The organism is Streptomyces nidicola (genome assembly GCF_050106155.1).
Lineage (GTDB): Bacteria > Actinomycetota > Actinomycetes > Streptomycetales > Streptomycetaceae > Streptomyces.
The window spans coordinates 3,296,440-3,322,276 of sequence record NZ_JBNBPI010000001.1; the positions used below are offsets into that span (position 1 = coordinate 3,296,440).

The window sequence follows — 25,837 nt, forward strand, 5'->3', positions numbered from 1 at the left end:
ATTACCTCGTCTCGCGCAGATCACTTCGTGTGCGGTATTCATCGATTCCGGGAATGCGGACCGCCCGAGATCCTCGGGTCAACCGAGGGCTGTGCGACCGAAATTGGCCGTCTTCCGCTCGAACATCTCCGTAATCGACCAGAAGAAGCGCGGCATCGTCTTTCGGTCGCCCCTTCACATGGCGGATCAGGTCCGCCGAGAGCGCGTCGAGGAACGTCCCGGGGTCCCGGTCGTAAAGGGCCACCGCGCGTTCCGCGAGCGGATAGAACTCCCCGCTGCCGCTGCGCGCCTCGGTGACGCCGTCGGTGTAGAGCAGCAGCCGGTCGCCCGCGGCGAGGGACATCGTGCTCGACCGGCACCACTCGTTCTGCAGCCGCATCAGGCCGAGCGGCGGGGACGGCGGCAGGGAGTCCACGAAGGTGGCGCGGCGCCCGCGGATCAGCAGCGGCGGCGGGTGGCCGCAGCAGACCAGTTCGAGCTCTCCGTCGTCACCGTTCGTGCCGAGCAGCAGTGCGGTGACGAAGTCCTCGCTGTGCTCGCGGCGGGCCAGCGCCGCGTCCATACGCTGGGCGACCACGGTCAACCGGGCCTCGCACTGGACCAGTTCACGGTAGGCGCCGAGGGCGTCCAGGGCGGTGCCGACCGCCGGCATGCCGCTGCCCATCACGTCGCCGATGAGCAGCCGCACCCCGAAGGGCGTGCCGGCGACGTCGTAGATGTCCCCGCCGATCCGTGCCTCGCGCTGCGCCGCCAGGTAGCGGACCTCCGTGCGCAGCCCGCCCACCCGGCCCGGCAGCGGGCGCAGCAACCCCTCCTGAAGGGTGCGCGTCACCGTCCGCAGCGAATTGAGCGCCCGCGCCTGAAGGTGGAGCCGCACCACGGCGGCACCGATCGCCGCCAGCAACAGGAAACAGAGGAGAACAGCTGTGCCATGGCTCGCGAGTTCCCCGGAAATTCGACGCGCGTCCTCTCCGAAGGCCGCGCCCGCGCCCGTGCCCGCACCCGGCGAAAGGAACCGCATTTCTCCTTGAGAAGCCATCGCTCCTTGAGAAGCCATCTCTTCTTGAGAAGTCATCATCGTCGCGCCAGCTCTGTCGACCGAGGGGGCGTTCGGGACTTTAGAGCACAACTCCACGCCGCACGAGAGAATGGGCATATCCCGAATCCGTGCCAACCGGGAATCGGCTCTCGGGCCACACCTTCCTCACATGCCCATGCCGCCGTCGACCGGAAGCCCCGCGCCGGTGATGAAGCGGGCGGCGTCGGAGGCGAGGAAGACGACCGCGTCGGCCGTGTCCGTGGCCTCGCCGAGCCGCCCGAGCGGGGTCCGCGCGACGACGTCCCCCACGGCCGCCTCCGCGCTCGGCCACAGCCCCAGGGTCTCCATGTCCCGGGCGAGGCGGGTACCCATCGCCGTGGGAACCAGGCCCGGGTAGAGGCAGTTGACCCGCACGCCGTAGCCCAGCCTGCCGGACTCCAGGGCGGCCACCCGGGTCAGCCGGTCGACCGCGGACTTCGTCGCGGCATAGCCGGCGATGCCGGGGAAGGGGATCGTCGCGGCCACCGACGAGATATTGACGACCGACCCACCCCGGCCGGCCCGGCCGCCCGGGCGCATCGCCCGGAAGGCGTGCTTGAGGCCGAGCGCGACGCCGAGGACGTTGACGTCGAGCATCCTGCGGAGGTCCCGCGGGTCGAGGTCGACGACAAGACCCGAGATCTCGACACCGGCGTTGTTGACGAGGACGTCGAGGCCGCCGAGCTCGTCCACGGCGCGGCCGACCGCCGCCTCCCAGCTCTCGTCGTCGGCCACGTCGAGCGGGACGAACGTCGCCGCGCCGCCCGCCTTCTGCAACGTCTCGGCGGTCGCGCGGCCCGCGTCCTCCTGGACGTCGGCGATGACGACGGCGGCTCCCTCGCGCACGAGCGCCTCGGCCGCCGCCGCCCCGAGCCCCTGAGCACCCCCGGTCACCAGCGCCTTGCGCCCCGTCAGATCGCACGCGTTCATGGCGGTCCCCCCTTCTGCTTCTGCTTCCGCTTCTGCCGAGCAGGCACATCATGTGATGCGGGTCACAGTAAAGCCCCTCGCCCGCCGCCCGGACCGCTCATCGGGCCAACTCCCGGAATCCGACCGGTAGTTGACTTGAAGGGTGCTACGGTGCGGACCTTTCGCCGCTGCCCGGACATGGCGCTCCCCGCGGCATGGCGCGGTCGCCGCCCACGTCCCACGATGGACCCAGTACGGCCGGGCCGCGATGGCCGGGCCGACCCTGGGGAGGAGTCCCACCATGCGCGTCATCAGTCAGCGCCGGCTCGGCGGACCCGAGGTGCTCGAAGTGGTGGAGGTGGAGCGGCCCGAGCCGCGGGCGGGCGAGGTACTGGTCCGGGTCCGGGCCGTGGGGGTGAACCCGGTGGACCGGATGGCGCGCTCCGGCTCCGCGCCGCTCTTCGGCGACCCGCCGTTCACGCTCGGCTGGGACGTCTCGGGCGTCGTCGAGTCGGCGGGCCAGGATGTCACCGAATTCCGGCCGGGCGACGACGTGTTCGCGATGATCCGGGGCGGTGGCTACGCCGAGTACGTCGTGATCCGCACCGAGCACCTGGCGCCGAAGCCGGGCAATGTCGATCACGTCCAGGCGGCGGCGCTGCCCTCGGCCGCGCTCACCTCCTGGCTCGCGCTCGTCGACATCGGGCAGATCGGTCCCGGCCGCCGGGTGCTGATCCACGCGGCGGCCGGCGGCGTCGGGCACGTGGCGGTGCAGATCGCCAAGGCCGAGGGGGCGTACGTGATCGGTACCGCGCGCGCCGACAAGCACGACTTCCTGCGCGAACTCGGCGTCGACGAACCCATCGACTACACGACCACGGACTTCGCCCACTCCCTGCGTGACGTGGACGTGGCCTTCGACCTGATCGGCGGCGACTACGGCCCGCGCACCCTGGTCACCCTGCGCCCCGGCGGCCTCCTGGCCTCGGCGATGCTCTGGGACCCCGGCGTCACCCAGGAGGACGCCGAGACCCGCGGCGTCCGCTTCGCCCCCATCTCGGTCCAGCCCTCGGGCGCCACGCTGCGCAAGGTCGCGGCCCTGATGGCAGCGGGCCGCCTCCGCGCCCACGTCTCCGCGACCCTCCCCCTGGAGGAAGCCCCCAAGGCCCACGAACTGGGCGCCACGGGCCACACCCAGGGCAAAATCGTCCTGACGGTGCCCTGAGCGGCCCGGCACCAGGGCGGGGCCCGCGGTGAGGGGTGCGCTGCACCGGGGGCCGCCTTGCCCACCCTGCCACCCGATGGGGTCTCCCCTGCTCGGAGCTCGTCGGAGAGCTTGGGGAAGGCAGATTGCCCAAGGCGGCGGGCGTCGACCGTCATGGGCGGGGAGCCGTGCATGCGGCCCTTGGCCAGGCGGGGTTGCCCCCGTCGTCCTGGGCGGGCAGCCGTGCCGGCGGCCGGTCGCACACCGCGGGGCGCGCAACCCCGTGCGGCCGACGCCCCCGGAGGGGGCGGGTGGTGGGAGATGGGCGGGAGCAAGGCCATTGCCTGCGAGGCGGGTGGACAATTCCAGCCCCTGCAATTCCAGCCCCTGCGGCGATTGAGCAGCGGGGTCCGGGGCGGAGCCCCGGTCTTTCAAGCCCGCGCTTTGGACGAGAGCCCGCGGGTCCGGGGCGGAGTCCCGGCGTTTTCAGCCCCGCCGGCGTTTGAGGCGCGGGGTCCGGGGCGGAGCCCCGTGGCGTAGGGGCGGCACGCGCAGAACCGCCCCCGGCCGAGGGGAACACCTCGACCGGGGGCGGCACCGCTACAGGGGCGCTCAGCCCATGTGCGGGTACACGTAGTCCGTCGGCGGAACCAGCGTCTCCTTGATGGCGCGGGTCAGCGTCCACCGCTGCAGGTTCTGCGGGGCCCCCGCCTTGTCGCAGGTGCCGGAGGCGCGGCCGCCACCGAAGGGCTGCTGGCCGACGACCGCCCCGGTCGACTTGTCGTTGATGTAGAAGTTGCCCGCCGCGTAGCGGAGCTTCTCCATCGTGTGGGCCGCGGCCGCCCGGTCGTTCGCGACGACCGAGCCGGTGAGCGCGTAGTCCGAGGCCGACTCCATCTGCTCCAGCATGGCGTCGTACTGGTCGTCCTCGTAGACGTGCACGGCGAGGAACGGACCGAAGTACTCCGTGGAGAACACCTCGTTGGCCGGGTCCGAGCACTCGACGACCGTCGGACGCACGAAGTAGCCGACGGAGTCGTCGTACGTACCACCGGCGACGATCGTGCAGGTCTCGTCGGACTTCGCCCGGTCGATCGCCGCCTTGTTCTTGGCGAACGCACGGTCGTCGATGAGGGCGCCGATGAAGTTCGACAGGTCGGTGACGTCACCCATTTTGATGCCGTCGACCTCGGCCGCGAACTCCTCCTTGAACCCGTCGTTCCAGATGGAGGCCGGGATGTACGCACGCGACGTGGCCGAGCACTTCTGGCCCTGGAACTCGAAGGCGCCACGGGTCAGCGCGGTCTTCAGCACCGCACGGTCCGCGGACGGGTGCGCGACGACGAAGTCCTTGCCGCCGGTCTCGCCGACGAGGCGCGGGTAGGTGCGGTACTTCTCGATGTTGTTGCCGACCGTCTTCCACAGGTGCTGGAAGGTCTTGGTCGAGCCGGTGAAGTGGATACCGGCGAGGTCACGGTGGTTGAGCGCGACCTCCGAGACGGCCAGGCCGTCACCCGTCACCAGGTTGATGACGCCCTTCGGCAGACCGGCCTCCTCCAGAAGCTGGAGCAGCAGGACGGCCGCGTGCGTCTGCGTCGGGGACGGCTTCCACACGACGACGTTGCCCATCAGCGCGGGCGCGGTCGGCAGGTTGCCCGCGATGGCCGTGAAGTTGAACGGCGTGATCGCGTAGACGAAGCCCTCCAGCGGGCGGTGGTCCATGCGGTTCCACACGCCCGTGGAGTTCGCCGGCGGCTGCTCGGCGAGCAGGTTGCGGGCGTAGTGGACGTTGAAGCGCCAGAAGTCGATGAGCTCACAGGGAGTGTCGATCTCGGCCTGCTGCGCGGTCTTCGACTGGCCGAGCATCGTCGACGCGGCCAGCGTCTCGCGCCACTTCGTGGACAGCAGCTCTGCGGCGCGCAGGATGATCGCGGCGCGGTCGTCGAAGGACGTCGCGCGCCAGGCCGGGGCGGCGGCCAGGGCGGCGTCGATCGCGTCCTGGGCGTCCTGCTCGGTGGCGTTGCCGTACGTACCGATGACGGACTTGTGGTTGTGCGGCTGCACGACGTCGAAGCGCTCGCCGCCACCCAAACGACGTTCGCCGCCGATGGTGCAGGGCAGCTCGATCGGGTTCTCGGCCAGCTCCTTGAGCTTGACCTCCAGGCGGGCGCGCTCCGGGGAACCGGGGGCGTAGCCGTGCACCGGCTCATTGACCGGGGCGGGGACCTGGGTCACGGCGTCGAGGGTCATGGGTCCGTATCTCCTTCGGGGGTCGGGGAGTTGGGGACGTTCTTACGGAAGTGAAGTGGGGGTCAGCCCTTGGTGAGGACCGAGCGGGCGAAGAAGAGGAGGTTGGCCGGCTTCTCCGCGAGGCGGCGCATGAAGTATCCGTACCAGTCGGTGCCGTACGCGGTGTAGACACGCATCCGGTGCCCCTCGGCGGCGAGCCGCAGGTGCTCGTCGCTGCGGATCCCGTACAGCATCTGGAACTCGTACTCGTCCAGCTTGCGCCCGGCCTGCCGCGCGAGCTCCTGGGCGATGGCCACGAGCCGCGGGTCGTGGGACCCGATCATCGGGTACCCGGCGCCCTCCATGAGGATGCGCATGATCCGGACGTACGCCTTGTCGATCTCGGCCTTGTCCTGGTAGGCGACCTCGGCGGGCTCCTTGTAGGCGCCCTTCACGATGCGCACGCGGCTGCCGGCGGCGGCGAGGCGGCGGGCGTCGTCCTCGGTGCGGAACAGGTACGCCTGGATGACGCAGCCGGTCTGCGGGAAGTCCTTCCGCAGCTCCTCGTGGATGGCGAACATCGAGTCGAGGGTGGTGTGGTCCTCGGCGTCGAGGGTGACCGTGGTGCCGATCTTCGCGGCGGCCTCGACGACGGGCCGCACGTTGGCGAGGGCCAGCTCGTGGCCGCCCTCCAGCGCCTGGCCGAACATCGACAGCTTCACGGACATCTCGGCCTTCGTACCGAGGCCCAGGTCCTTCAGGTGCTCGACCAGGTCCAGGTAGGCGTCGCGCGCGGCCTGCGACTGCTCGACGGTGGTGATGTCCTCACCGACGACGTCGAGCGTGACCTCCAGGCCCTTGGCCGCGGCGTCCTCGATGATCGGCACGACGTCGTCGACGGACTCACCGGCGATGAAGCGGTCGACGACCTGCTTGGTGCCCGGCGCCGCCGACACGAAAGCGCGCATCTTGTCGCTGCGCGACGCGGCGAGGATCAAGGGAGCCAGCACGGGGCACCTCCACGGATCACGAGTTGAGAAAGAGCGCCGTATCGCCGCAAAGCGGGAACGGCACGCGGAACCACCGTGAAATCTAAGGATCCCTCCGATCCTGTGCCATCGACACCTGTCACGCATCTGTGGCCGCCGCCTCAGACATCTGTATGAGAGAGCCCGTGTGATGCGGGAGAATGGCGGGGTGAAAGGCGACTACCAGGAACTGGTCGACGAGATCTCGGCACTGCTCGGTGCCCCGGCAACCCTGGAGAACCGGGACTTCCGGCTCATCGCGTTCGGGGCGCAGGTCACCGACGGCGACACCGAGTTCGACGAGACGGCCCTCGACCCCGTGCGCACGCGCTCGATCCTGACGCACGGCTCGACCTCGGCGGTCCGCTCCTGGTTCGAGGGCTTCGGCATCGCGAGCGCCAAGGAGCCGGTCCGGATCCCGGCGACCCCGGAGGCCGGCGTCTACCGCGGCCGCATCTGCCTGCCCGTACGCCATCACGGTTTCGTCCTCGGCTACGTATGGCTGCTCGACGACGATCCGGGTCCCACGGACGAGCAGCTCGACGCGGCGATGGAGGTGGCGGGCCGGATCGGCGCGCAGCTCGCCGACGAGGCGCAGGCGGGCGCGGACCTGACCCGCGAGTTCCACTCCGTGCTCACGGCGGAGCGGGGCTGGCAGCGGGACATGGCGGTGGCGGCGCTGCGCACGGCGCTCGGCAGCCGGGCGCCGGGCCTGCACACGGTGGTCTGCGTCGCGCCCTGGCCTTCCGCGGACCCCGACGACGCTCCTTCGGTACGCACGATTCCGGCGGCGGACGCGCTGTGCACGGTTCCGTGGGGGGTGACGGGCCAGTGCCTCGCCCTGCTGGTGCGGCTGCGCTCGCGCGAGGCCCTGGCGCCCGCGCTGACCGCGGCGGCGAAGCTGCGCGCCCGCGCGGGCTCCCCGGTCGCGGCGGGCGTCGGCGCCGCGCGTGACGACCTCGCCGAACTGGCCACGGCCTGGCAGGAGGCGACGGCCGCGGCGCGCGCGGCGCTGGCCGACCCGCGCCTCGGCCCCGACGCGCAGTGGTCGTCGATCGGCCCGTACCGGCTGCTGACCGCGCTCCCCGCGGAGGCCGCGCACGACCCCGCGGTCGCACCCCTGCTCTCCCCCACCCACCGTCAACTGGCGCGCACCGCCGAGGTGTTCCTCGACTGCGCGGGCCAGGCGGGCCGCACGGCCGCGGCCCTCGGCATCCACCGCCAGACGCTGTACTACCGCCTGTCGCGGGTGGAACAGCTCACCGGCCTCGACCTGGACGAGGGCGAGGACCGGCTGCTGCTGCACATGGGGTTGAAGGCGTCACGCCTGTGACAGCTCGAACAGCTGCCGCAGCCCCTCGGTGAGCTGCCCGGCGGACGGCGACGACTCCGGGTCGAAGGTGTACTGGGCGACGAGCCCGAGGAACAGCACCGACAAGAGCCCCCCGAGCGTCGCCACCTGCGGATCGTCGACCGGCGGCTCCTCCCCCATGATCATGCCGATGAAGCCGCGCCCGGCCTCCGTCTGAGCCTGCACCAGGTACTCCCGCAGAGCGGGCATCTTGTCGCCCAGCGTCAGCAGCTCGATGCTCAGGTGCCACATGGAGTCCGGCTTGCCGAGGCCGACGACGACGTTCTCCAGCAGTGCCTGAAAGCGCTCCAACGAGCCCGGCGCGCCCGCCAGTTCGTGCGGCTCGCCCCAGTCCTGCGACGCCCCTTCGACCAGGGCCACGTACGCCTGCGCGAGCAGCGTGTCCTTCGAGCCGTAGTGGTAGCCGATGGAGGCCAGATTGGTCCCCGACTCCTTGACGATGTCGCGCGCCGTCGTGCGCGCGAACCCCTTCGCCATCAGGCAGCGCTTGGCGCCTTCGAGCAGATCCTCACGATGTCCCATGACCCCACCCTAACCGGAATCCAGACGGATGTCTTAAACGCTCGTACTAGACAAGCGTTTAAGACGCTCGTACAGTTCCTGCCATGACGAACCCGACGAGCACCACCCCACCCGCCGAAACCCTCGCGGGGCGCCGCGAGTGGACCGCACTCGGCGTGCTGATGCTTCCGCTGCTCCTGGTCTCGATGGACGTCTCCGTCCTCTACTTCGCGATCCCCCAGATCAGCGCCGACCTGGAGCCGAGCGGCACCCAGCAGCTGTGGATCTTCGACATCTACGCGTTCGTGCTCGCCGGCCTGCTGATGACGATGGGCTCGCTCGGCGACCGCATCGGCCGCCGCAAACTGCTCCTGTTCGGCGCCGCCGCCTTCGGCACCGCATCGCTCCTCGCCGCGTACGCGAACAGTGCCGAGACGCTCATCGCCGCCCGCGCGCTCCTCGGCGTCGGCGGCGCGACCCTCATGCCGTCCACCATGGCGATCGTCCGCACGATGTTCACCGACCCCGGACAGCGTGCGAAGGCGATCGGCCTGTGGTCGGCCGTCATGACCGGTGGCGTCGCGCTCGGTTCGGTGATGAGCGGCGTCCTCGTCGAGCACTTCTGGTGGGGCTCGGTCTTCCTGGTCAACCTGCCCGCGATGGTGCTGCTCCTGGCCCTCGGCCCGTTCCTGCTGCCGGAGTCGAAGAACCCCGAGCCCGGCCGCTTCGACCTGCTGAGCGTGCCGCTGTCGATGGCCGCCGTGCTGCCCGTCATCTACGGCATCAAGGAGATCCCGTCCGAGGGCTGGAACGTGCGGTACGTCGTCTCGATCACCGTGGGGCTGCTGTTCGCCGCCCTGTTCGTGCACCGCCAGCGCACCGTCAAGTCCCCGCTGATCTCCCCCGCCCTGTTCCGCGGCCGCGGCTTCGCCCCCGGCGTCGTCCTGAACCTCGTCTCCTCCTTCGGCATGATGGGCTCGGCGTACTTCACCACCCAGTACCTGCAGTCCGTGCTCGGCAAGAGCTCCATGGCGGCCGCCCTCTGGTCGCTGGTTCCCACCGTCCTGGTCGGGGTGGCGGCCCCCGTCGCCGCGCAGCTCGTCGCGAGGGGCGTGCACCGCGCCCATGTCGTCGCCGGCGGCTTCACCGTCGCGGCCTGCGGATACGCGCTCCTCGCCCTGGCCGGCACCGACTCGCTCTGGCTGGTCCTGGCCGGCGCCGGTGTCCTCGCTTCCGGCATCGTCACCGTGATGTCCCAGATGATGGACCTGGCGCTCAGCACCGTGCCGGCCGCCAACTCCGGCTCCGCCGCGTCCCTGTTGGAGACTGGCGCCGAGTTCGGCGGCGCCCTCGGCATGGCGGTCCTCGGCTCCATCGGCACGGCCGTGTACCGCCACGGTGTCCCCGCCGACGCCCCGGCCGCGGCCCACGAGACGCTGGGCGGCGCCCTCGCGGTCGCCGGGCAGTTGCCGGGCGAGGCGGGCCGGGCCCTGACGACCGCCGTACGCGTGGCCTTCACCGACGGCATGCAGGCGGCGGCGATCGCGGGGGCGGTCGTGCTCCTGGCCGCCGCGGTCCTCGCCGTGGCGACCCTGCGCAAGGTGACGGTGCGCGAGACCGCGGCGGCGGACGGGGCCGACGCCCCCGACGCGGCGCCGGAGGAGAAGGCGTCGGTCTGACAGCCACCCACCGGTCTCGATGCGATGCCGGGCAGGCCGGACCACTCCGGCCCGCCCGGCATCGCCGCACGGCGAAGCCCGGAGCCAGAAGCCCGCAGCCAGAAGCCAGAAGCCAGAGGCCTGTACCCAGGGATGACGCCGCCGGACCGTGCCAGGATGACCCCGTGGCTCAGACATTCGATACGCCGTTCATCGGCCGGGCGGACGAACTCGCCCGCCTCACCGGCGTCCTGGAGCGGGCCGCGGCCGGCGACCCCCGCGCCGTCCTGGTCGCCGGGGACGCCGGCGTCGGCAAGACCCGGGCGCTGACGGAGGCCGCCGCGCACGCCGCCGCCACCGGCCTGACCGTCCTCACCGGCCACTGCGTGGACCTCGGCGACGTAGGTCTGCCGTACCTCCCGTTCACGGAGATCCTCGGCACGGCGGCCGCCGACGACCGGCTCGCCCCGGCCTTCGCCGCGTACCCCGCGGTGGACCGGCTCATCGGCGGGGCCTCGGGGGCAGGCCCCGCGCCCGACCCCGGCAGCCGCCTCCAGCTCTTCGAGGGCGTCGCGGGGCTCCTCGCCGGCCTGGCTGACCTGACCCCGCTCCTCCTGGTCGTCGAGGACCTCCACTGGGCCGACCAGTCCTCCCGCGACCTGCTCCGCTTCCTGCTCAGCCGGGGCGTCCTGCAACGGCCCGCGCCCGGCGGCCCGCCCCGCCGCCTCGCGGTCTTCGCCTCGTACCGCGCGGACGACCTGCACCGCCGCCACCCCCTGCGGCCGCTGCTCGCCGAGCTGATCAGGCTGCCCGCCGTCGACCGTCTCGACCTGCGCCCGATGGCCGACGCCGACATGACCCGGCTCGTACGCGCACGCCGCACGGGCCCCGTGCCCGACAGCACGGTCCGCCGCATCGTCGAGAGCGCCGAGGGAAACGCCTTCTACGCCGAGGAGTTGCTCGCCGCGCTCCCCGGCGACGGCGAGGGCGCCCACTCCCCCGCCATGCCCAGCGGCCTCGCCGACGTGCTGCTCATCCGGATCGAGCAACTCACCGAGACCGCCCAGCAAGTGCTGCGCACGGCGGCCGTCGCGGGCCGCCGCGTCGGGCACGAGCTGCTGCGGTCCGCCGTCCAACTGCCCGAGGAGGAGCTGGAGTCGGCGCTGCGCGAGGCCGTCGGACGCCAGCTCCTCGTGCCGGGCGACGACGGCACGTACTCGTTCCGGCACGCCCTCACCCGCGAGGCCGTGTACGCGGATCTGCTGCCCGGCGAACGGGTGCGGCTGCACGGGCGGTTCGCCGCACTCCTCGCGGGCGAGGGCCGGTCACCGCAGAGCGCGGCGGAGCGCGCCCACCACTCGCGCGAGAGCCACGACCTGCCCGACGCGCTCGCCGCCTCCCTGGAGGCCGCCGACCACGCCCAGCGCGTCGGAGCCCCCGCCGAGGAGCTGCGGCACCTGGAGACCGCGCTCGAACTTCTGGCCGTGGTGGACGCGTCCGCGCGTCCCGAGGCCGGCGACGCGGCCACCCTCACCCTGCGTGCCTCGGCCGCCGCCGCCCGCGCGGGCGACCCCCACCGCGCGGTCCAGCTCACCCGCTCCGCGCTCGCCCGGGCCGGCTCCGACGCCGACTCCGAGCTCGCGGCGCGCGTGCGCTACACCCTCGCGGACAACCTGATCCGGATCGACCACCTGGAAGCCGCGTTCACGTACAGCAGCGAGGCGCTGGCCCTGATCCCGGCCGAGCCACCCTCGGGCACCTGGGTGTGGGCCGCCGCGACCCATGTCCTGGCCGCGCGGCACGTGGGCAGGAACGAGGACGCCGAGCGGGTCGCCCGACAGGCGCTTGCCGTCGCCGAACGGCTCGAACTGGCCGACGCCCAGGCCGACTTGACGATCTCGCTGGTCAACCTGGAAGGGCCCAACCGGCGTACACCGCAGGGCCGGGACCGCCTCGTCAGGGCCCGTGAGCTGGCCGGCGCCGCCGGGAACCTCGCGGTGGAGATGCGGGCGCTCTACAACCTCGCCATCGGCTGCTACGAGTCCGGCGACCTGGACGGGTGCCTGCCCTGGCTCGCCGAGGGCCTCGACCGCGCCCGCCGCGCCGGCCTGCTCACCTCGCCGTACGCCCTGGAGCTGCGCTACCTGCAGTCCCTGCTGCTCTACACGCTGGGCCGCTGGGACGAGTGTGCGCGAGCCGCCGCCGCGGACACCGAACTGCTGCCGCCCGCAGGCGGGTTCGCGATCGCGCCCGCGCTGTACGTGGCCCTGGCCCGCGGCGCGTACGACGCGGCCGTCACCGGGGCCCGGGGGCTGCTCGACCATCACTTCGACTGGATGGCGGCGCTCGTCGCCGCGATCGTGCTGACCGACGCGGCGGCACTCCGCGGCGACGTCGAGGAATGCGTACGACAGATGCACGCGTCGGTCGAGTCGCTCACCGACGTCTCGGGCGGCACGCGGCCCGACGCCGTGGTGCGGCTCGCCGCGCTCGCCCTGGCGGCGGTCGCGGACGCCGCGGAGGAGGCCCGGCTCTCCGGTGACACGGCGGGCGCGAAGCGCTGGGCGGGGGCCGCCACCGAGCTGGTGGAGCTGGCCCGCGACACGGCCGCCCGCGGCCAGGACGGCACGGAGCAGGGCCCCGAGGGCCTGGCCTGGCTGGCCCGCGCCGAGGCCGAGCGGGTGCGCGCCGCGACCGGTCCCGACGTCGCGGCGTGGGAGCGGGCCGTGACGGCGTTCGGCTACGGGGAGCCGTACGAACTGGCCCGCTGCCAAAGGCGGTTGGCAGAGGCCCTGCTCACCGCGGACCGCCGCGAGGAGGCCGCCGAGCAGGCGTACGCGGCCCGCGACGCGGCCGTACGGCTCGGCGCCGAGCCGCTGCGCGAGGCCCTGGACACCCTGATCAGGCGGGGCCGCCTCGCCGACGCCCCGGCCGCCGGGGACCGCATCGCCGCGCTGACCGCCCGGGAGAGCGACGTGCTGCGGCTGCTCGGCCGGGGGCGCACCAACCGCCAGATCGGCGAGGAACTGTTCATCAGCGGCAAGACCGCGAGCGTCCACGTCTCGAACATCCTCGCCAAGCTGGGCGCCGCGAGCCGCACCGAGGCCGTGGGCATCGCGTACCGCGAGGGACTGATCGAGCCGGAGGCGTCCTGACGCACGAGGGCCGGGTCACCCGCGGGTGACCCGGCCCTCGTGCGTCAGGAGCGAAAACCTCAGACGAGGTTGACCGACCGCGCCGAGGTCGCGCCGATCTCGGCGGACAGCTCGTTCAGGACCGACTGCGGCACCGTGTCGTCCACGGTCAGGACCGCGAGGGCCTCGCCGCCGACGTCGGCGCGCGAGACCTGCATGCCGCCGATGTTGATGCCCGCCTCACCGAGGACGCGGCCCACCGTGCCGACGACGCCCGGACGGTCCTCGTAGCGCAGGACGACCATGTGGTCGGCGAGCGCCAGGTCCACGTCGTACTCGTTGACCGCGACGATCTTCTGCAGGTGCTTCGGGCCCGCGAGCGTGCCGGAGACCGAGACCTCCTGGCCGTTGCCGAGGGTGCCGCGCACCGTGACGACGTTGCGGTGGTCGGGCGACTCGGACGAGGTCGTGAGCCGGACCTCGACGCCACGCTCCTGCGCGAACAGCGGGGCGTTGACGTAGGAGACCGTCTCGTCGACGACGTCCTCGAACACGCCCTTGAGCGCGGAGAGTTCGAGCACCTTCACGTCGTGCTGGGTGATCTCGCCGTACACCTCGACGTCGAGACGGGCCGCGACCTCGCCCGCCAGCGCGGTGAAGATCCGGCCGAGGCGCTCCGCGAGCGGCAGGCCCGGCTTGACGTCCTCGGCGATGACGCCGCCCTGGACGTTCACCGCGTCCGGCACGAGCTCGCCGGAGAGCGCGAGGCGCACCGACTTGGCGACGGCGACGCCCGCCTTCTCCTGCGCCTCGTCCGTGGAGGCGCCGAGGTGCGGAGTACAGACGACCTGGTCGAACTGGAACAGCGGGGAGTCCGTGCAGGGCTCCTTCGCGTACACGTCGAGACCGGCGCCGGCGACGCGGCCCTCCTTGATCGCCGAGTACAGCGCCTCTTCGTCGACGATCCCGCCGCGCGCGGCGTTGACGATGCGCACGTTCGGCTTGACCTTGTGCAGCGCCTCGTCACCGATGAGACCGAGGGTCTCCGGGGTCTTCGGGAGGTGCACGGTGATGAAGTCCGAGACCTCGAGCAGCTCGTCGAGGGAGAGGACCTTCACGCCCATCTGCGCGGCGCGCGCGGGCTGCACGTACGGGTCGTACGCGACGACCTTCATGCCGAAGGCGGACATGCGCTGCGCGACGAGCGCGCCGATGCGGCCGAGGCCCACGACACCGAGGGTCTTCTCCGCGAGCTCGACGCCCGTGTACTTGCTGCGCTTCCACTCGCCGCCCTTGAGGGCCTGCGAGCCCTGCGGGATGTTGCGCGCGGTGGCGATGAGCAGACCGCAGGCGAGCTCGGCGGCGGTCACGATGTTGGAGGTCGGCGCGTTGACGACCATCACGCCGGCCTTGGTGGCGGCGGACACGTCGACGTTGTCGAGGCCGACGCCGGCTCGTGCGACGACCTTCAGCTTCTTCGCGGCGGCGATCGCCTCGGCGTCGACCTTGGTGGCCGAGCGGATCAGGATCGCGTCGACGTCGGCGATGGCGGGCAGCAGCGCCGCCCGGTCCGCGCCGTTGCACTGGCGGATCTCGAAGTCCGGGCCCAGGGCGTCGACCGTCGCGGGCGACAGCTCTTCGGCGATGAGTACGACGGGTTTGCCGTTGGCAGCAGTGCTCACGTGAGTCCTCACAGGTCCAATGCGGACGGCCGTCCCGACGGCCGCAGGCGGTGGAGGGTGCTTGCCGCGTGGAAGACGCACGACGCTGTGGGCCCAACGCGAATGTAGTCAGCAGTGTAGTGGCGCTGAGGAGGCGTGCTTACGCCTCCTTGGAAGGATCACTCGTCCGAGGCTGGACGCCATGGACAACCGTGTGGACGAGCCATGGAGAACGGGGTCGCGGCGTGTGCCGCGACCCCGTCCCGTGAAGGCTTACGCCTCGTCGTCGTTCACCCAGCTCATGAGCTTGCGCAGCTCCTTGCCGGTGGTGGCGAGGAGGCTGTCCTCGTCCTGCTTCTTGTACTCGTTGTACTTCTTCAGACCGCCGTGGTACTCGTCCATCCAGTTCTTGGCGAACGTGCCGTCCTGGATCTCGGCGAGGACCTTCTTCATCTCGGCCTTGGTGGCGTCCGTGATGATCCGCGGGCCGGTGACGTAGTCGCCCCACTCGGCGGTCTCGGAGACCGACCAGCGCATCTTCTCCAGGCCGCCCTCGTACATGAGGTCGACGATGAGCTTCAGCTCGTGCAGGCACTCGAAGTACGCGATCTCCGGCTGGTAGCCGGCCTCGGTCAGCGTCTCGAAACCGGCCTTGACCAGGGCGGCGGTGCCACCACAGAGGACGGCCTGCTCACCGAACAGGTCGGTCTCGGTCTCCTCGGTGAAGGTCGTCTTGATGACGCCGGCGCGGGTGCCGCCGATGCCCTTCGCGTAGGAGAGGGCCAGCTCGAAGCCCTTGCCGGTGGCGTCCTGCTCGACGGCCGCGATGCACGGAACGCCGCGACCCTCCTCGTACTGGCGGCGCACGAGGTGGCCCGGGCCCTTCGGGGCGACCATGCAGACGTCCACGCCGGCCGGGGGCTTGATGAAGCCGTAGCGGATGTTCAGGCCGTGGCCGAAGAACAGCGCGTCGCCGTCCTTCAGGTTCGGCGCGATGGTCTCCTCGTAGACCTTGCCCTGGATCGGGTCCGGAACGAGGATCATGATGACGTCGGCCTCGGCCGCGGCCTCGGACGGGGTGACCACGCGCAGGCCCTGCTCCTCGGCCTTCGCCTTGGACTTGGAGCCCTCGTGCAGACCGACACGGACGTCGACACCCGAGTCGCGCAGGGACAGCGCGTGGGCGTGGCCCTGGGAGCCGTAGCCGATCACCGCGACCTTGCGGTTCTGGATGATGGACAGGTCGGCATCGTCGTCGTAGAACAGCTCGGCCACTGGGGTTCTCCTTGGTGTGCTGGTGTTGCGTCCCACCGTACGGCGGGGTGCGGAAGGAAGGTTTTCGGGTCTCGGTATACGAGAGGGGGGCGTACGGAGGCGTTACGCCGTGCGGTCGAGCGCCCGCAGGCTCCGGTCGGTGATGGAGCGCGAGCCGCGGCCGACCGCGATGGTGCCGGACTGGACGAGCTCCTTGATGCCGAAGGGCTCCAGCATCTTGAGCATCGCCTCCAGCTTGTCGCTGGAACCGGTCGCCTCGATGGTGACGGCCTCCGGGGAGACGTCGACGGTCTTGGCGCGGAACAGCTGGACGATCTCGACGATCTGCGAGCGCGTCTCGTTGTCGGCGCGGACCTTGGCGAGCACCAGCTCGCGGGCCACGGCCGAGTCGGGCTCCAGCTCGACGATCTTCAGGACGTTGACCAGCTTGTTGAGCTGCTTCGTGACCTGTTCGAGCGGGAGCGATTCGACATTCACGACGATGGTGATGCGCGAGATGTCGGGGTGCTCGGTGACGCCGACGGCGAGCGAGTCGATGTTGAAGCCGCGGCGCGAGAAGAGGGCGGTGATCCGGGCGAGGACACCGGGCTTGTTCTCGACCAGGACGGAGAGCGTGTGCTTGGACATGATTCTCTGATCTCTCTCGCTCAGTCGTCTTCGCTGTCGCCGAAGTCGGGGCGGACGTCCCGGGCGGCCATGATCTCGTCGTTGGAGGTGCCGGCGGCGACCATCGGCCACACCATGGCGTCCTCGTGGACGATGAAGTCGACCACGACCGGGCGGTCGTTGATCGAGTTCGCCTCCTCGATGCACTTGTCGAGGTCCTCGGGGCGCTCACAGCGGATGGCGTAGCAGCCCATGGCCTCGCTCAGCTTCACGAAGTCCGGGATGCGGGTGCCCTTGTTGGGCGGGGTCTCGCCGTCCGGGCCCGCGTGCAGCACGGTGTTCGAGTAGCGCTGGTTGTAGAACAGCGTCTGCCACTGGCGGACCATCCCGAGGGCGCCGTTGTTGATGATGGCGACCTTGATCGGGATGTTGTTCAGGGCGCAGGTGGTCAGCTCCTGATTGGTCATCTGGAAGCAGCCGTCGCCGTCGATCGCCCAGACCGTCTGGCCCGGCGCGCCGGCCTTGGCGCCCATCGCGGCGGGCACCGAGTAGCCCATGGTCCCGGCGCCGCCCGAGTTCAGCCAGGTGGCCGGCTTCTCGTACTGGATGTAGTGCGCGGCCCACATCTGGTGCTGGCCGACGCCGGCCGCGAAGATCGTGTCCGCGGGGGCGAGTTGGCCGATGCGCTCGATGACCTGCTGCGGGGAGAGCGAGCCGTCCGCGGGCTGGTCGTAGCCCAGCGGGTACGTCTCGCGCCAGCGGTTGAGGTCCTTCCACCAGGCGCTGTAGTCGCCGGTGTGGCCGTCGCCGTGCTCCTTCTGGACCGCCTGGATCAGGTCGGCGATGACCTCGCGGGCGTCACCGACGATCGGCACGTCGGCGGCGCGGTTCTTGCCGATCTCCGCGGGGTCGATATCGGCGTGGACGATCTTCGCGAACGGGGCGAAGCTGTCCAGGTTGCCGGTGACGCGGTCGTCGAAGCGGGCTCCGAGGGCGACGATCAGGTCGGCCTTCTGCAGCGCGGTGACGGCGGTGACCGCACCGTGCATGCCCGGCATTCCCACGTGCAGCGGGTGGCTGTCGGGGAATGCGCCGAGCGCCATCAGGGTGGTGGTGACGGGCGCTCCGGTGAGCTCGGCGAGCATCTTGAGCTCGGCGGTGGCACCGGCCTTGAGGACGCCGCCACCGACGTAGAGGACGGGCCGCTTCGCATTCGTGATCAGCTTCGCGGCCTCGCGGATCTGCTTGGCGTGCGGCTTGGTCACCGGACGGTAGCCGGGCAGGTCCTGCTGCGGCGGCCAGGTGAACGTCGTCTGCGCCTGAAGGATGTCCTTCGGGATGTCCACGAGGACCGGGCCCGGGCGGCCGGTGGCCGCGATGTGGAACGCCTCGGCGATCGCCTTCGGGATGTCCTCGGCCTTGGTGACCAGGAAGCTGTGCTTGGTGATCGGCATGGTGATGCCGACGATGTCCGCTTCCTGGAAGGCGTCCGTGCCGATCGCCTTGGAGACGACCTGGCCGGTGATCGCGACGAGCGGCACCGAGTCCATCATCGCGTCGGCGATCGGCGTCACCAGGTTGGTCGCACCCGGGCCCGAAGTGGCCATGCAGACACCGACCTTGCCGGTGGCCTGCGCGTAGCCGGTGGCCGCGTGGCCCGCACCCTGCTCGTGACGGACGAGCACGTGGCGCACCCGGCTCGAGTCCATCATCGGGTCGTACGCGGGAAGGATCGTGCCGCCGGGGATACCGAATACGGTGTCGACCCCGACCTCCTCAAGCGAGCGAATGAGGGACTTCGCACCCGTGACGTGCTCGACGGGGGCGGACTGCTGTCCTCCGGAACGGGGCCGCGGCTGCGGCTGGCTGGCCCCGGTGGCCTGCTCGGTCATCGGCATTCTCTTCTCGATGCTGAGGGTTTTTGCGAGGGTTGTGCAGGGTCTTACGTGTGTGTCGGGCGGTTGGCGGCGGTTCTGAACCGGCACCCGTGCAACAAAAAACCCCTCGTGCCGTGAGGCAAGCGAGGGGAGCGCGCCGGGTGCGGTCGCTGGGTTTCCGGAGTCCTGACCGGTGGTCCCAGCTTCAGCCGACGCGCTTTCCAAGTACGAGAATTCGGGTGCGCATGGCACTGACCCTCCCCCCGGCGCGTAGGGCGTGTCAAGTGGGTGGGACGGGCGTCTCATTATGTGAGCGCAGCGTGGTGAAGCCCGCGAACACCGGCTCGGCGGGGCCCGTGGGCATCGGGTACTCCCCCGAGGTGAGCGCGCGGCGCAGCCGATACTCGTCGAGCGGCCCGGAGAACGCCATGCCCTGCCCGTGCGTGCACCCCATCGCCCGCAGCGCCGCGACCTGCTCGGGCAGGTCCACACCGTCCGCCACGGAGTTGAGCCCGAGGTCGCCCGCGATCCGCAGCAGCCCACTGGTGATCTTGTGCAGCCGCGCGGATTCGACGACGCCCTCGATCAGCGAGCGGTCCAGCTTCAGTACGTCGACGGGGAGACGGCGCAGCGCCGTGATGGCCGCATAGCCGCTGCCGAAGCCGTCCAGCGCGATCCGGACGCCGAGGCGCCGCAGGGCCGTCAGACGGCGCTCCAGCTCGTCCAGCGGGACTCTGGGGTCGCTGTCCGCCAGCTCGATGATGAGCGCACCCGAGGGCAGCCCGTGCCGGGTGAGGAGCGCTTCTATCGAGCCGAGCGGCATGGCCCGGTCGAGGAGTCTGCGGGCGCTGATCCGCACGGCGACCGGCGTCGCGTGCCCGCTGTGCCCGCGCTCGGCGGCCTGTTCGACGGCCTCCTCCAGCATCCAGCGGCCGAGCTCGGCGGTGCGCTCGCTGTCGTCGGCCACCCGCAGGAACTCGGCGGGGGTGAACAGGATGCCCTGCGCGCTGCGCCATCGGGCCTGCGCGGCGACCGCCGTGATCCGGCCGTCGTCGAGCGAGACGATCGGCTGGTGGAGCAGCGCGAACTCGCCCTCGTGCAGCGCCGATCGCAGCCGCGTGGCCAGCTCCGCCTTGCGTACGACATCGGCCTGCATCTGCGGCGCGTACAGCTCGACGCGGCCCTTGCCCGCCGCCTTCGCCCGGTACATCGCCAGGTCGGCATTGCGCAGCAGCTCGCCGGCCCCGATGTCCGGTTCGGCGAAGGCGACGCCGATGGAGGCGGCGACCCGCACATTGTCGTGCCCGTCGATCGAGTACGGCTGGGACAGGGTGATTCTGAGCCGGTCGGCCAGCTCGTAGATCTGCTGCTCTCTCGCGGTGTGGTCGCGTCCCCCGTCGCCGACGATCAGCGCCGCGAACTCGTCACCGCCAAGACGCGCCGCGGTGTCCGAGGCGCGTACGGATTCGGCCAGCCTTCTCGCCGCCTGGACGAGCAGCTCGTCGCCCGCCTGGTGGCCGATCGTGTCGTTGACCTGCTTGAAGCCGTCGAGGTCGATGAAGAGTACGGCGGTGCCCAGGTCGCCGGTCCGCCGCCCGGCGAGGGCCTGTCCGACCCGCTTGGTGAACAGCGACCTGTTGGGCAGGTCGGTCAGCGGGTCGTGCTCGGCGTTGTGCTGCAACTGGGCCTGGAGGCGCACCCGTTCGGTCACGTCCCGGCTGTTGAGGATCAGGCCGCCGTGGTGGCGGTTGACCGTCGACTCCACGTTCAGCCAGGTGCCCGTGCCGGACCGGAAGCGGCATTCGATGCGCGTAGTGGGCTCCTCGATCTGGCTCGCGGCGAGGAATCTGCGCACCTCGTGCATCACACGCCCGAGGTCCTCGGGGTGGATGATCGAGGCGAGCTCGGAGCCGACAAGGTCCTCGGCATCCCGCCCGTAGACGCCCGCTGCGGCCGGGCTGACGTATCTCAGCGTCCCGTTCGGCGCGGCGATCATGATGACGTCGCTGGAGCCCTGGACCAGGGAGCGGAAGTGGTTCTCCTTCTGCGCCAACTCCTGGGTGAGCGTGATGTTGTCGAGCAGCATGATGCCCTGGCGCATGACGAGCGCCAGGACGACCGTGCACGCCGTGAAGAGCACGACGCGGTCCACCCGGTGCCCGTCCAGCAGGTTGTAGAGAATGCCCAACGTGCAGACGGCGGCGGCCAGATACGGGGTGAGCGCGGCGAGCGAGCCGGAGATCGGCCGCGTGTAGCTGACCTGGTAGCGGCCGCCGGGTCCGAGGGAGTGCTCCTCCTCGCGCACCCCGCGCCGCGTCCCCACCCACGGCGCGTACGCGAGCAGCAGCGAGCCGGCGAACCAGCCGGCGTCCAGGATCTCGCCCGAGCGGTAGCTGGCGTGCAGCAGCGGCGAGGTGAACAGGGCGTCGCACATCACCGTGAGGGCGAGCGCGCCGATCGCGGTGTTCACCGCCGTACGGCTACCGGGAGAGCGCCGGAAGTGCAGCGCGAGCACCATGCTGACCAGGGCGATGTCGAGCAGCGGGTACGCGAGGGAGAGCGCGGTGCGGGTGACGCTCTGGCCCTCGAACTCGGCGGTGTGCGCGAGGGCGAGGCTCCAGGAGAGCGTGACCAGGGAGCCGGCGATGAGCCAGGCGTCGAGCGCGAGGCAGATCCAGCCGGCCTTGGTGACGGGCCGCCGCGCGAGGACGAGCAGGCCGATGATGGCGGGTGGCGCGAAGCAGAGGAAGAACAGGTCGGCGAGGCTCGGCGTCGGCACCGGCTCGCGCAGGACGACCTCGTACCAGCCCCACACCCCGTTGCCGAAGCTGGCCATGAGTGAGGAGAACGCGAACAGGAGCCAGGCGGGTCGAAAGCGGCTGCGACTGCTGCGCGCGTACACGAAATTCGATACGGCGGCGATCGCCGCCGCGAAGCTCAGCCCGAAGTCGCCCATGATCAGGGCGAGTCGGTCGGAACCCCAGCCGAACGCGGAACCCACCGCGAAGCCCGCGCACAGGAGGGCGAGGAGCAACTGGGCTCTCGTACCGCCCCGCTGCGGCGCGCGGGCGGGGGCCTGGCCGCCCGCGTACATCGAGGCGCCCAGTGCTGTCGTCGGCGTGGGGTGCGTACTCACCGGGCCGCCCCGGTCCGCCGGGCGGCTCCCGTGTCCGCCTTCCCCTGCCCCGTCTGCGGATGCTTTCTGCGACTGCCGCGCGGGCCCGCTCGATGCGCATGTGCCCTGCGACAGCCGGGACTTCGGCCCCGCATCGCTGCGCGGGTCACCGCACAGGACCGCCGTCGGCCCCGCCGCGTCGGATCGTTCGCCCATAGGCCGTGCATCGCCCGTCGCCCCCCTCGCAGTCCGTCACTCTTCCCCGGCGCCGCGTGCTGGCACGGCGCTGCCCCAGTCGGGACGATACACCAGTCTCGTCACTCAGGGACATAGTTCCTCTACTCTCCGTGACGACCAGGCACGATGCGGACACGGAGCGGGCACGGGGTGCATTCAAGCGGGCGCACAGCGTGCCCGACGAACGACGTGCGGCCGTATGGGAGTTACCCGTGGGGCCGGTGTGGTCCGCGAGGTCTGCGGGGTGTGCAGAGTCGCGTGGGGCCGGAGGTCAGTCGCTGTGCCCGTCGATGGTGAGCACGACGTTCTCGAGCGGCTCCCCCGCCGCGAACCGCGTGAGCTGAGCGGCGAGGAGACGCTTGGCGCGCGGCAGGAAGGCGGATGTGGGGCCGCCCACGTGCGGCGAGATGAGCACCCCTGGAGCCTGCCACAACGGGTGCTCCTGGGGCAGGGGTTCGGGATCGGTGACGTCGAGGGCCGCGGTGATGCGGCCGGTCTCCAGCTCCGCGAGGAGGGCCTTGGTGTCGACGACCGGGCCGCGGCCGACGTTCACGAGCAGCGCGCCGTCCTTGAGCCGCGCGAGGAACTCGGCGTTCACGAGGCCGCGGGTGTCCTCGGTGAGCGGGGTCACCATGATGACGACGTCGGCCTCCGGCAGCAGTTCCGGCAGTTCGGTGAGCGGGCGCACGGGCCCGCGCTCCGTTGTACGGGCGGAGCGCGCGACGCGTGTCACCCGCGCGACCTCGAACGGCGTGAGCCGGTCCTCGATGGCACCGCCGATGGCGCCGTACCCCACGATGACGACGTGCTTGTCGGCGAGCGCGGGCCGGAATCCGCCGCGCCACTCGCCGCGGTCCTGCCCGCGGACGAAGTCGGGGATGCCCCGCAGGGAGGCGAGGATCAGGGTGAGCGCGAGCTCGGCGGTGCTGGCGTCGTGCACGCCGCGCGCGTTGCACAACTGGACGCCGGGGCGCAGGTACTTCAGCCCGTCCTGTACGTGGTCGACGCCCGCGGAGAGCGTCTGCACGGCGCGCAGGGACGTCATCTCGGGCATCGGGCGGATGCCGAGGCCCGGCGGCTTCATGTAGGGGACGACGTAGTACGCGCAGTCGGCGGGGTCCGCCGGGAAGTCGGGTTCACCGTTCCAGAAGCGGTAGTCGAGCCCCTGCGGGAGGCCCGGAATCTCATCGGCACGGAAAGGCAGCCACACATCACCAGTCATGGCCAGGAGGCTATGTCAGCCACGTGAAGGTACAGAGGTTAGGTTGGGGACCTCGGCAGGAGGGGCCGGAAAGGCCAGGGAGGGTCACGGGCAGGTGGAGCGCAAGGCGATCGGTGCGGCGGGCCTCGACGTGGGTGCCGTCGGAATCGGCTGTATGCCGATGAGCTGGGCGTACACGGGCTCGCGGCAGCGTGGCGAGGAGTCCCTGCGCACCCTGCACACCGCCCTCGACCGGGGTTGCAGCCTGGTCGACACCGCGGACATGTACGGGCCCTTCACCAATGAGCTGCTGCTCGGCCGCGTGCTCAAGGAGCGGCGGGCCGACGCCTTCGTGTCGACGAAGGTGGGGCTGCTCGTCGGCGAGCAGCACATCGTCGCCAACGGCAGGCCCGGCTATGTGAAGCGGGCCTGTGACGCGTCGCTGCGCCGCCTGCAGACCGATGCCATCGACCTGTACCAGCTGCACCGCGAGGACCCCGAGGTGCCGGTCGAGGAGACGTGGGGCGCGATGGCGGAGCTCGTGAGCGCGGGCAAGGTGCGCTCGCTGGGGTTCTGCGCCGTGGGCGCGCGCGGCTCGCGGCGCGGTGGCCGGGCCGCGCGGCATGCCGGAACGATCCGCCAGTTGGAGCGGGTGCAGCAGGTGTTCCCGGTGAGCGCGGTCATGGCCGAGCTGTCGGTGTGGTCGCCGGAGGCGCTCGGGGCGCTGCTGCCGTGGTGCAAGGCGCGCGGCATCGGGTTTCTCGCCGCGATGCCGCTGGGCAGCGGGTTCCTGACCGGCACGCTCACCCCCGGAGGGGGCTTCGAGCCGGACGATCTGCGGGCCCGCCACCCCCGCTTCACCGCCGAGATGATGGCGGCGAACCAGCCGATCGTGGCGGGCCTGCGCCGTGTCGCCGCGCGCCACGGCGAGCACGTGACACCGGCCCAGGTGGCGCTCGCCTGGGTGTCGGCGCAGGGTGAGGGCGTGGTGCCGGTGCCGGGCGCCAAGCAGGAGCGCTGGGCGCTGGAGAACGCGGCGTCAGCGGAACTGCGGCTCACCGCCGAGGACTTCGCGGAGATCGCGGGGCTTCCGGCGGCGCAGGGCTCCTGGGACTGAGCGACCGAGTCCGGGGACGCCGGGTCCGGGGACGCCTGGTCCGGGAACGCCGGGTCCGGGAACGCCGGGTGCGGGAGCGCGGGGTTCGGGAACCTGAGCGGCGCCCGGGGTGTTTGAACGGTAGAGCGGTGTGTGAACGACCGAGCTTCGCGTCGAAGGGATCCTGATCGTGCAACGTTCAGCTGTGCGGCCCGCGTTGGCCATCACCGCCTGTGCCGCGCTCCTGCTCACGGCCGGGTGCTCCTCCGGTACCGACTCCCCCGCGCCGAGCAAGGACTCGACGTCGGCGCCGAATGCGAGCGGGTCCAAGGGCTCCTCGTCCCCCAAGAAGGACGTACCTCCGGCGAAGGGCTCGGTGAGCGTCGAGCGGACCGTCACGGACGGCCTCAAGTCGCCGTGGGGCCTCGCCGAGCTGCCCGGTGGCGGCGGCCTGCTCGTCTCGTCCCGCGACGAGGGCACGATCACGCGTGTCGACACGAAGACCGGGAAGAAGACCGTGCTCGGCGAGGTGCCGGGCGTCGCGCCCGAGGGCGAGGGCGGGCTCCTCGGCCTCGCGCTCTCCCCCTCGTACGCCTCCGACCACATGGTCTACGCGTACTTCACGACGGAGTCGGACAACCGCATCGTGCGGATGATCTACGACGAGAAGAAGCCCTCCGGGGAGCAGCTTGGCGCCCCCGACACCGTGTTCCGTGGCATCCCGAAGGGCACGAACCACAACGGCGGGCGGATCGCGTTCGGCCCGGACAAGCTGCTGTACGTGGGGACCGGCGAGACGTACGACAAGCCGCTGGCGCAGGACAAGAAGTCGACGGGCGGCAAGATCCTCCGGCTGACCGCGGAGGGCGAGCCGGCGCCGGGCAATCCCTTCGGCGGCGACTCCCCCGTGTACTCGTACGGGCACCGCAATGTGCAGGGTCTGGCCTGGGACGAGGACAAGCGGCTCTGGGCCTCGGAGTTCGGGCAGGACACCTGGGACGAGCTGAACCACATCGTGGCGGGTGACAACTACGGGTGGCCCGACGCCGAGGGCAAGAGCGGCGACAAGAAGTACCACGACCCGGTCGCCCAGTGGCACACCGCGGACGCGTCGCCCAGCGGCATCGCGTACGCCGAGGGGTCGGTCTGGATGGCCGGGCTGCGCGGCGAGCGACTCTGGCGGATTCCCCTCGACGGTTCGAAGGCGGCCCATGACCCGCAGGCGTTCCTGGAGGGGAAGTACGGGCGGCTGCGCACAGTGGTCGCGGCGGGCGGCGACAAGCTGTGGCTCGTGACGAGCGAGACGGACACGCGCGGGACGCCGGAGAAGGGGGACGACCGGATCCTGGAGCTGAAGGTCAGCTGACGTCGTCGTCGCTCTCGCCCTCGGCGGCGGGGGCGTCCTGAGCAGCCCGGTCGTCCTGAGCGGCGAGGTCGTCCGGCTCGGGTGTCTTCGGTGCGGCCTCCTGGGACGGCTGGCGGACGACGACCTTGCCCGACGTGAGGTCGATCGGGCCGCGGCCCGGATCCCCGTCGTTCAGGTCGACGCGGGACAGCTCCAGCCGCTTGCGCTCGTCGTTGGTGTGCTTGCGGCCCGGCGAGAACAGCTCCTCGAACATGTTGAACACGGCGCCTCCCAGGGGCGGGGTCCGACCG

At 71.3% G+C, this 25,837-nt stretch carries 18 protein-coding genes; 6 read left to right on the top strand and 12 right to left on the bottom strand.

The genetic code is table 11. The annotated features are described in order from the left end of the window. Nucleotide 1: 1 nt before the first annotated feature. Both ACOKM3_RS14950 and ACOKM3_RS14955 read right to left on the bottom strand, forming a co-directional pair. Nucleotides 2–1,156 (bottom strand): PP2C family protein-serine/threonine phosphatase, encoded by a 1,155-nt coding sequence (locus ACOKM3_RS14950; protein WP_426900699.1) that lies wholly within the window; start codon nucleotides 1,154–1,156, stop codon nucleotides 2–4. 48 nt (nucleotides 1,157–1,204) lie between these two features. After that, the gene (locus tag ACOKM3_RS14955; RefSeq protein ID WP_426900701.1) at nucleotides 1,205–2,008 is read right to left on the bottom strand and encodes an SDR family NAD(P)-dependent oxidoreductase; all 804 of its coding nucleotides are present in this window, start codon (nucleotides 2,006–2,008) and stop codon (nucleotides 1,205–1,207) included. A 280-nt stretch (nucleotides 2,009–2,288) separates the two neighbouring features. On the opposite strand from ACOKM3_RS14955, the gene ACOKM3_RS14960 reads away from it, so the two are divergent. Next, the gene (locus ACOKM3_RS14960) at nucleotides 2,289–3,212 is read left to right on the top strand and encodes an NADP-dependent oxidoreductase (RefSeq protein ID WP_426900703.1); all 924 of its coding nucleotides are present in this window, start codon (nucleotides 2,289–2,291) and stop codon (nucleotides 3,210–3,212) included. Between the two features lie 591 nt (nucleotides 3,213–3,803). Here ACOKM3_RS14960 and pruA read toward each other — a convergent pair. Beyond that, a complete protein-coding gene (gene pruA / locus ACOKM3_RS14965) occupies nucleotides 3,804–5,441 on the bottom strand; it encodes an L-glutamate gamma-semialdehyde dehydrogenase (RefSeq protein ID WP_426900705.1) in 1,638 nt (545 codons plus the stop codon). A 62-nt stretch (nucleotides 5,442–5,503) separates the two neighbouring features. Beyond that, nucleotides 5,504–6,430 carry a proline dehydrogenase family protein gene (locus ACOKM3_RS14970; RefSeq protein ID WP_327661468.1) on the bottom strand — a complete coding sequence of 309 codons (927 nt, stop codon included), beginning with the start codon at nucleotides 6,428–6,430 and terminating at the stop codon, nucleotides 5,504–5,506. Between the two features lie 169 nt (nucleotides 6,431–6,599). Between ACOKM3_RS14970 and ACOKM3_RS14975 the strand changes: the two genes are divergently transcribed. After that, nucleotides 6,600–7,781: a PucR family transcriptional regulator gene (locus ACOKM3_RS14975; protein WP_426900708.1), complete on the top strand. Its 1,182-nt coding sequence runs from the start codon at nucleotides 6,600–6,602 to the stop codon at nucleotides 7,779–7,781. Here ACOKM3_RS14975 and ACOKM3_RS14980 read toward each other — a convergent pair. Then, on the bottom strand, nucleotides 7,770–8,342 hold the full coding sequence (locus ACOKM3_RS14980) for a TetR/AcrR family transcriptional regulator (protein ID WP_426900710.1): 573 nt from the start codon (nucleotides 8,340–8,342) through the stop codon (nucleotides 7,770–7,772). The genes ACOKM3_RS14975 and ACOKM3_RS14980 overlap by 12 nt on opposite strands. 83 nt (nucleotides 8,343–8,425) lie before the next feature. On the opposite strand from ACOKM3_RS14980, the gene ACOKM3_RS14985 reads away from it, so the two are divergent. Next, on the top strand, nucleotides 8,426–10,000 hold the full coding sequence (locus ACOKM3_RS14985; RefSeq protein ID WP_426900712.1) for an MFS transporter: 1,575 nt from the start codon (nucleotides 8,426–8,428) through the stop codon (nucleotides 9,998–10,000). Nucleotides 10,001–10,164: 164 nt separating this feature from the next. Then, nucleotides 10,165–13,134 carry an ATP-binding protein gene (locus ACOKM3_RS14990; protein WP_426900714.1) on the top strand — a complete coding sequence of 990 codons (2,970 nt, stop codon included), beginning with the start codon at nucleotides 10,165–10,167 and terminating at the stop codon, nucleotides 13,132–13,134. 59 nt (nucleotides 13,135–13,193) lie between these two features. Here the strand turns inward: ACOKM3_RS14990 and serA are convergent, their stop codons facing one another. From serA to ACOKM3_RS15020, 6 genes are all read right to left on the bottom strand, one after another. Beyond that, complete coding sequence (gene serA / locus ACOKM3_RS14995; protein ID WP_266714401.1) at nucleotides 13,194–14,795, bottom strand: phosphoglycerate dehydrogenase; 1,602 nt, start codon at nucleotides 14,793–14,795, stop codon at nucleotides 13,194–13,196. Nucleotides 14,796–15,047: 252 nt separating this feature from the next. Continuing rightward, nucleotides 15,048–16,049: a ketol-acid reductoisomerase gene (gene ilvC, locus ACOKM3_RS15000; protein WP_426900716.1), complete on the bottom strand. Its 1,002-nt coding sequence runs from the start codon at nucleotides 16,047–16,049 to the stop codon at nucleotides 15,048–15,050. Between the two features lie 102 nt (nucleotides 16,050–16,151). Next, nucleotides 16,152–16,676, bottom strand: a complete 525-nt coding sequence (gene ilvN / locus ACOKM3_RS15005; protein WP_425829179.1) for an acetolactate synthase small subunit — start codon at nucleotides 16,674–16,676, stop codon at nucleotides 16,152–16,154. A gap of 20 nt (nucleotides 16,677–16,696) precedes the next feature. Continuing rightward, on the bottom strand, nucleotides 16,697–18,547 hold the full coding sequence (locus ACOKM3_RS15010; RefSeq protein ID WP_426900718.1) for an acetolactate synthase large subunit: 1,851 nt from the start codon (nucleotides 18,545–18,547) through the stop codon (nucleotides 16,697–16,699). A 265-nt stretch (nucleotides 18,548–18,812) separates the two neighbouring features. Beyond that, nucleotides 18,813–21,626: a putative bifunctional diguanylate cyclase/phosphodiesterase gene (locus tag ACOKM3_RS15015; RefSeq protein ID WP_426906792.1), complete on the bottom strand. Its 2,814-nt coding sequence runs from the start codon at nucleotides 21,624–21,626 to the stop codon at nucleotides 18,813–18,815. Between the two features lie 529 nt (nucleotides 21,627–22,155). Then, nucleotides 22,156–23,106, bottom strand: coding sequence for a 2-hydroxyacid dehydrogenase (locus ACOKM3_RS15020; RefSeq protein ID WP_426900720.1), 951 nt, complete (start codon nucleotides 23,104–23,106; stop codon nucleotides 22,156–22,158). A gap of 94 nt (nucleotides 23,107–23,200) precedes the next feature. On the opposite strand from ACOKM3_RS15020, the gene ACOKM3_RS15025 reads away from it, so the two are divergent. Both ACOKM3_RS15025 and ACOKM3_RS15030 read left to right on the top strand, forming a co-directional pair. Beyond that, nucleotides 23,201–24,202 (top strand): aldo/keto reductase, encoded by a 1,002-nt coding sequence (locus ACOKM3_RS15025; protein WP_426900722.1) that lies wholly within the window; start codon nucleotides 23,201–23,203, stop codon nucleotides 24,200–24,202. A 163-nt stretch (nucleotides 24,203–24,365) separates the two neighbouring features. Then, nucleotides 24,366–25,547, top strand: a complete 1,182-nt coding sequence (locus ACOKM3_RS15030; protein WP_426906793.1) for a PQQ-dependent sugar dehydrogenase — start codon at nucleotides 24,366–24,368, stop codon at nucleotides 25,545–25,547. Here the strand turns inward: ACOKM3_RS15030 and ACOKM3_RS15035 are convergent. Continuing rightward, nucleotides 25,540–25,800: a DUF6191 domain-containing protein gene (locus ACOKM3_RS15035; protein ID WP_426906794.1), complete on the bottom strand. Its 261-nt coding sequence runs from the start codon at nucleotides 25,798–25,800 to the stop codon at nucleotides 25,540–25,542. The genes ACOKM3_RS15030 and ACOKM3_RS15035 overlap by 8 nt on opposite strands. Nucleotides 25,801–25,837 lie beyond the last annotated feature (37 nt).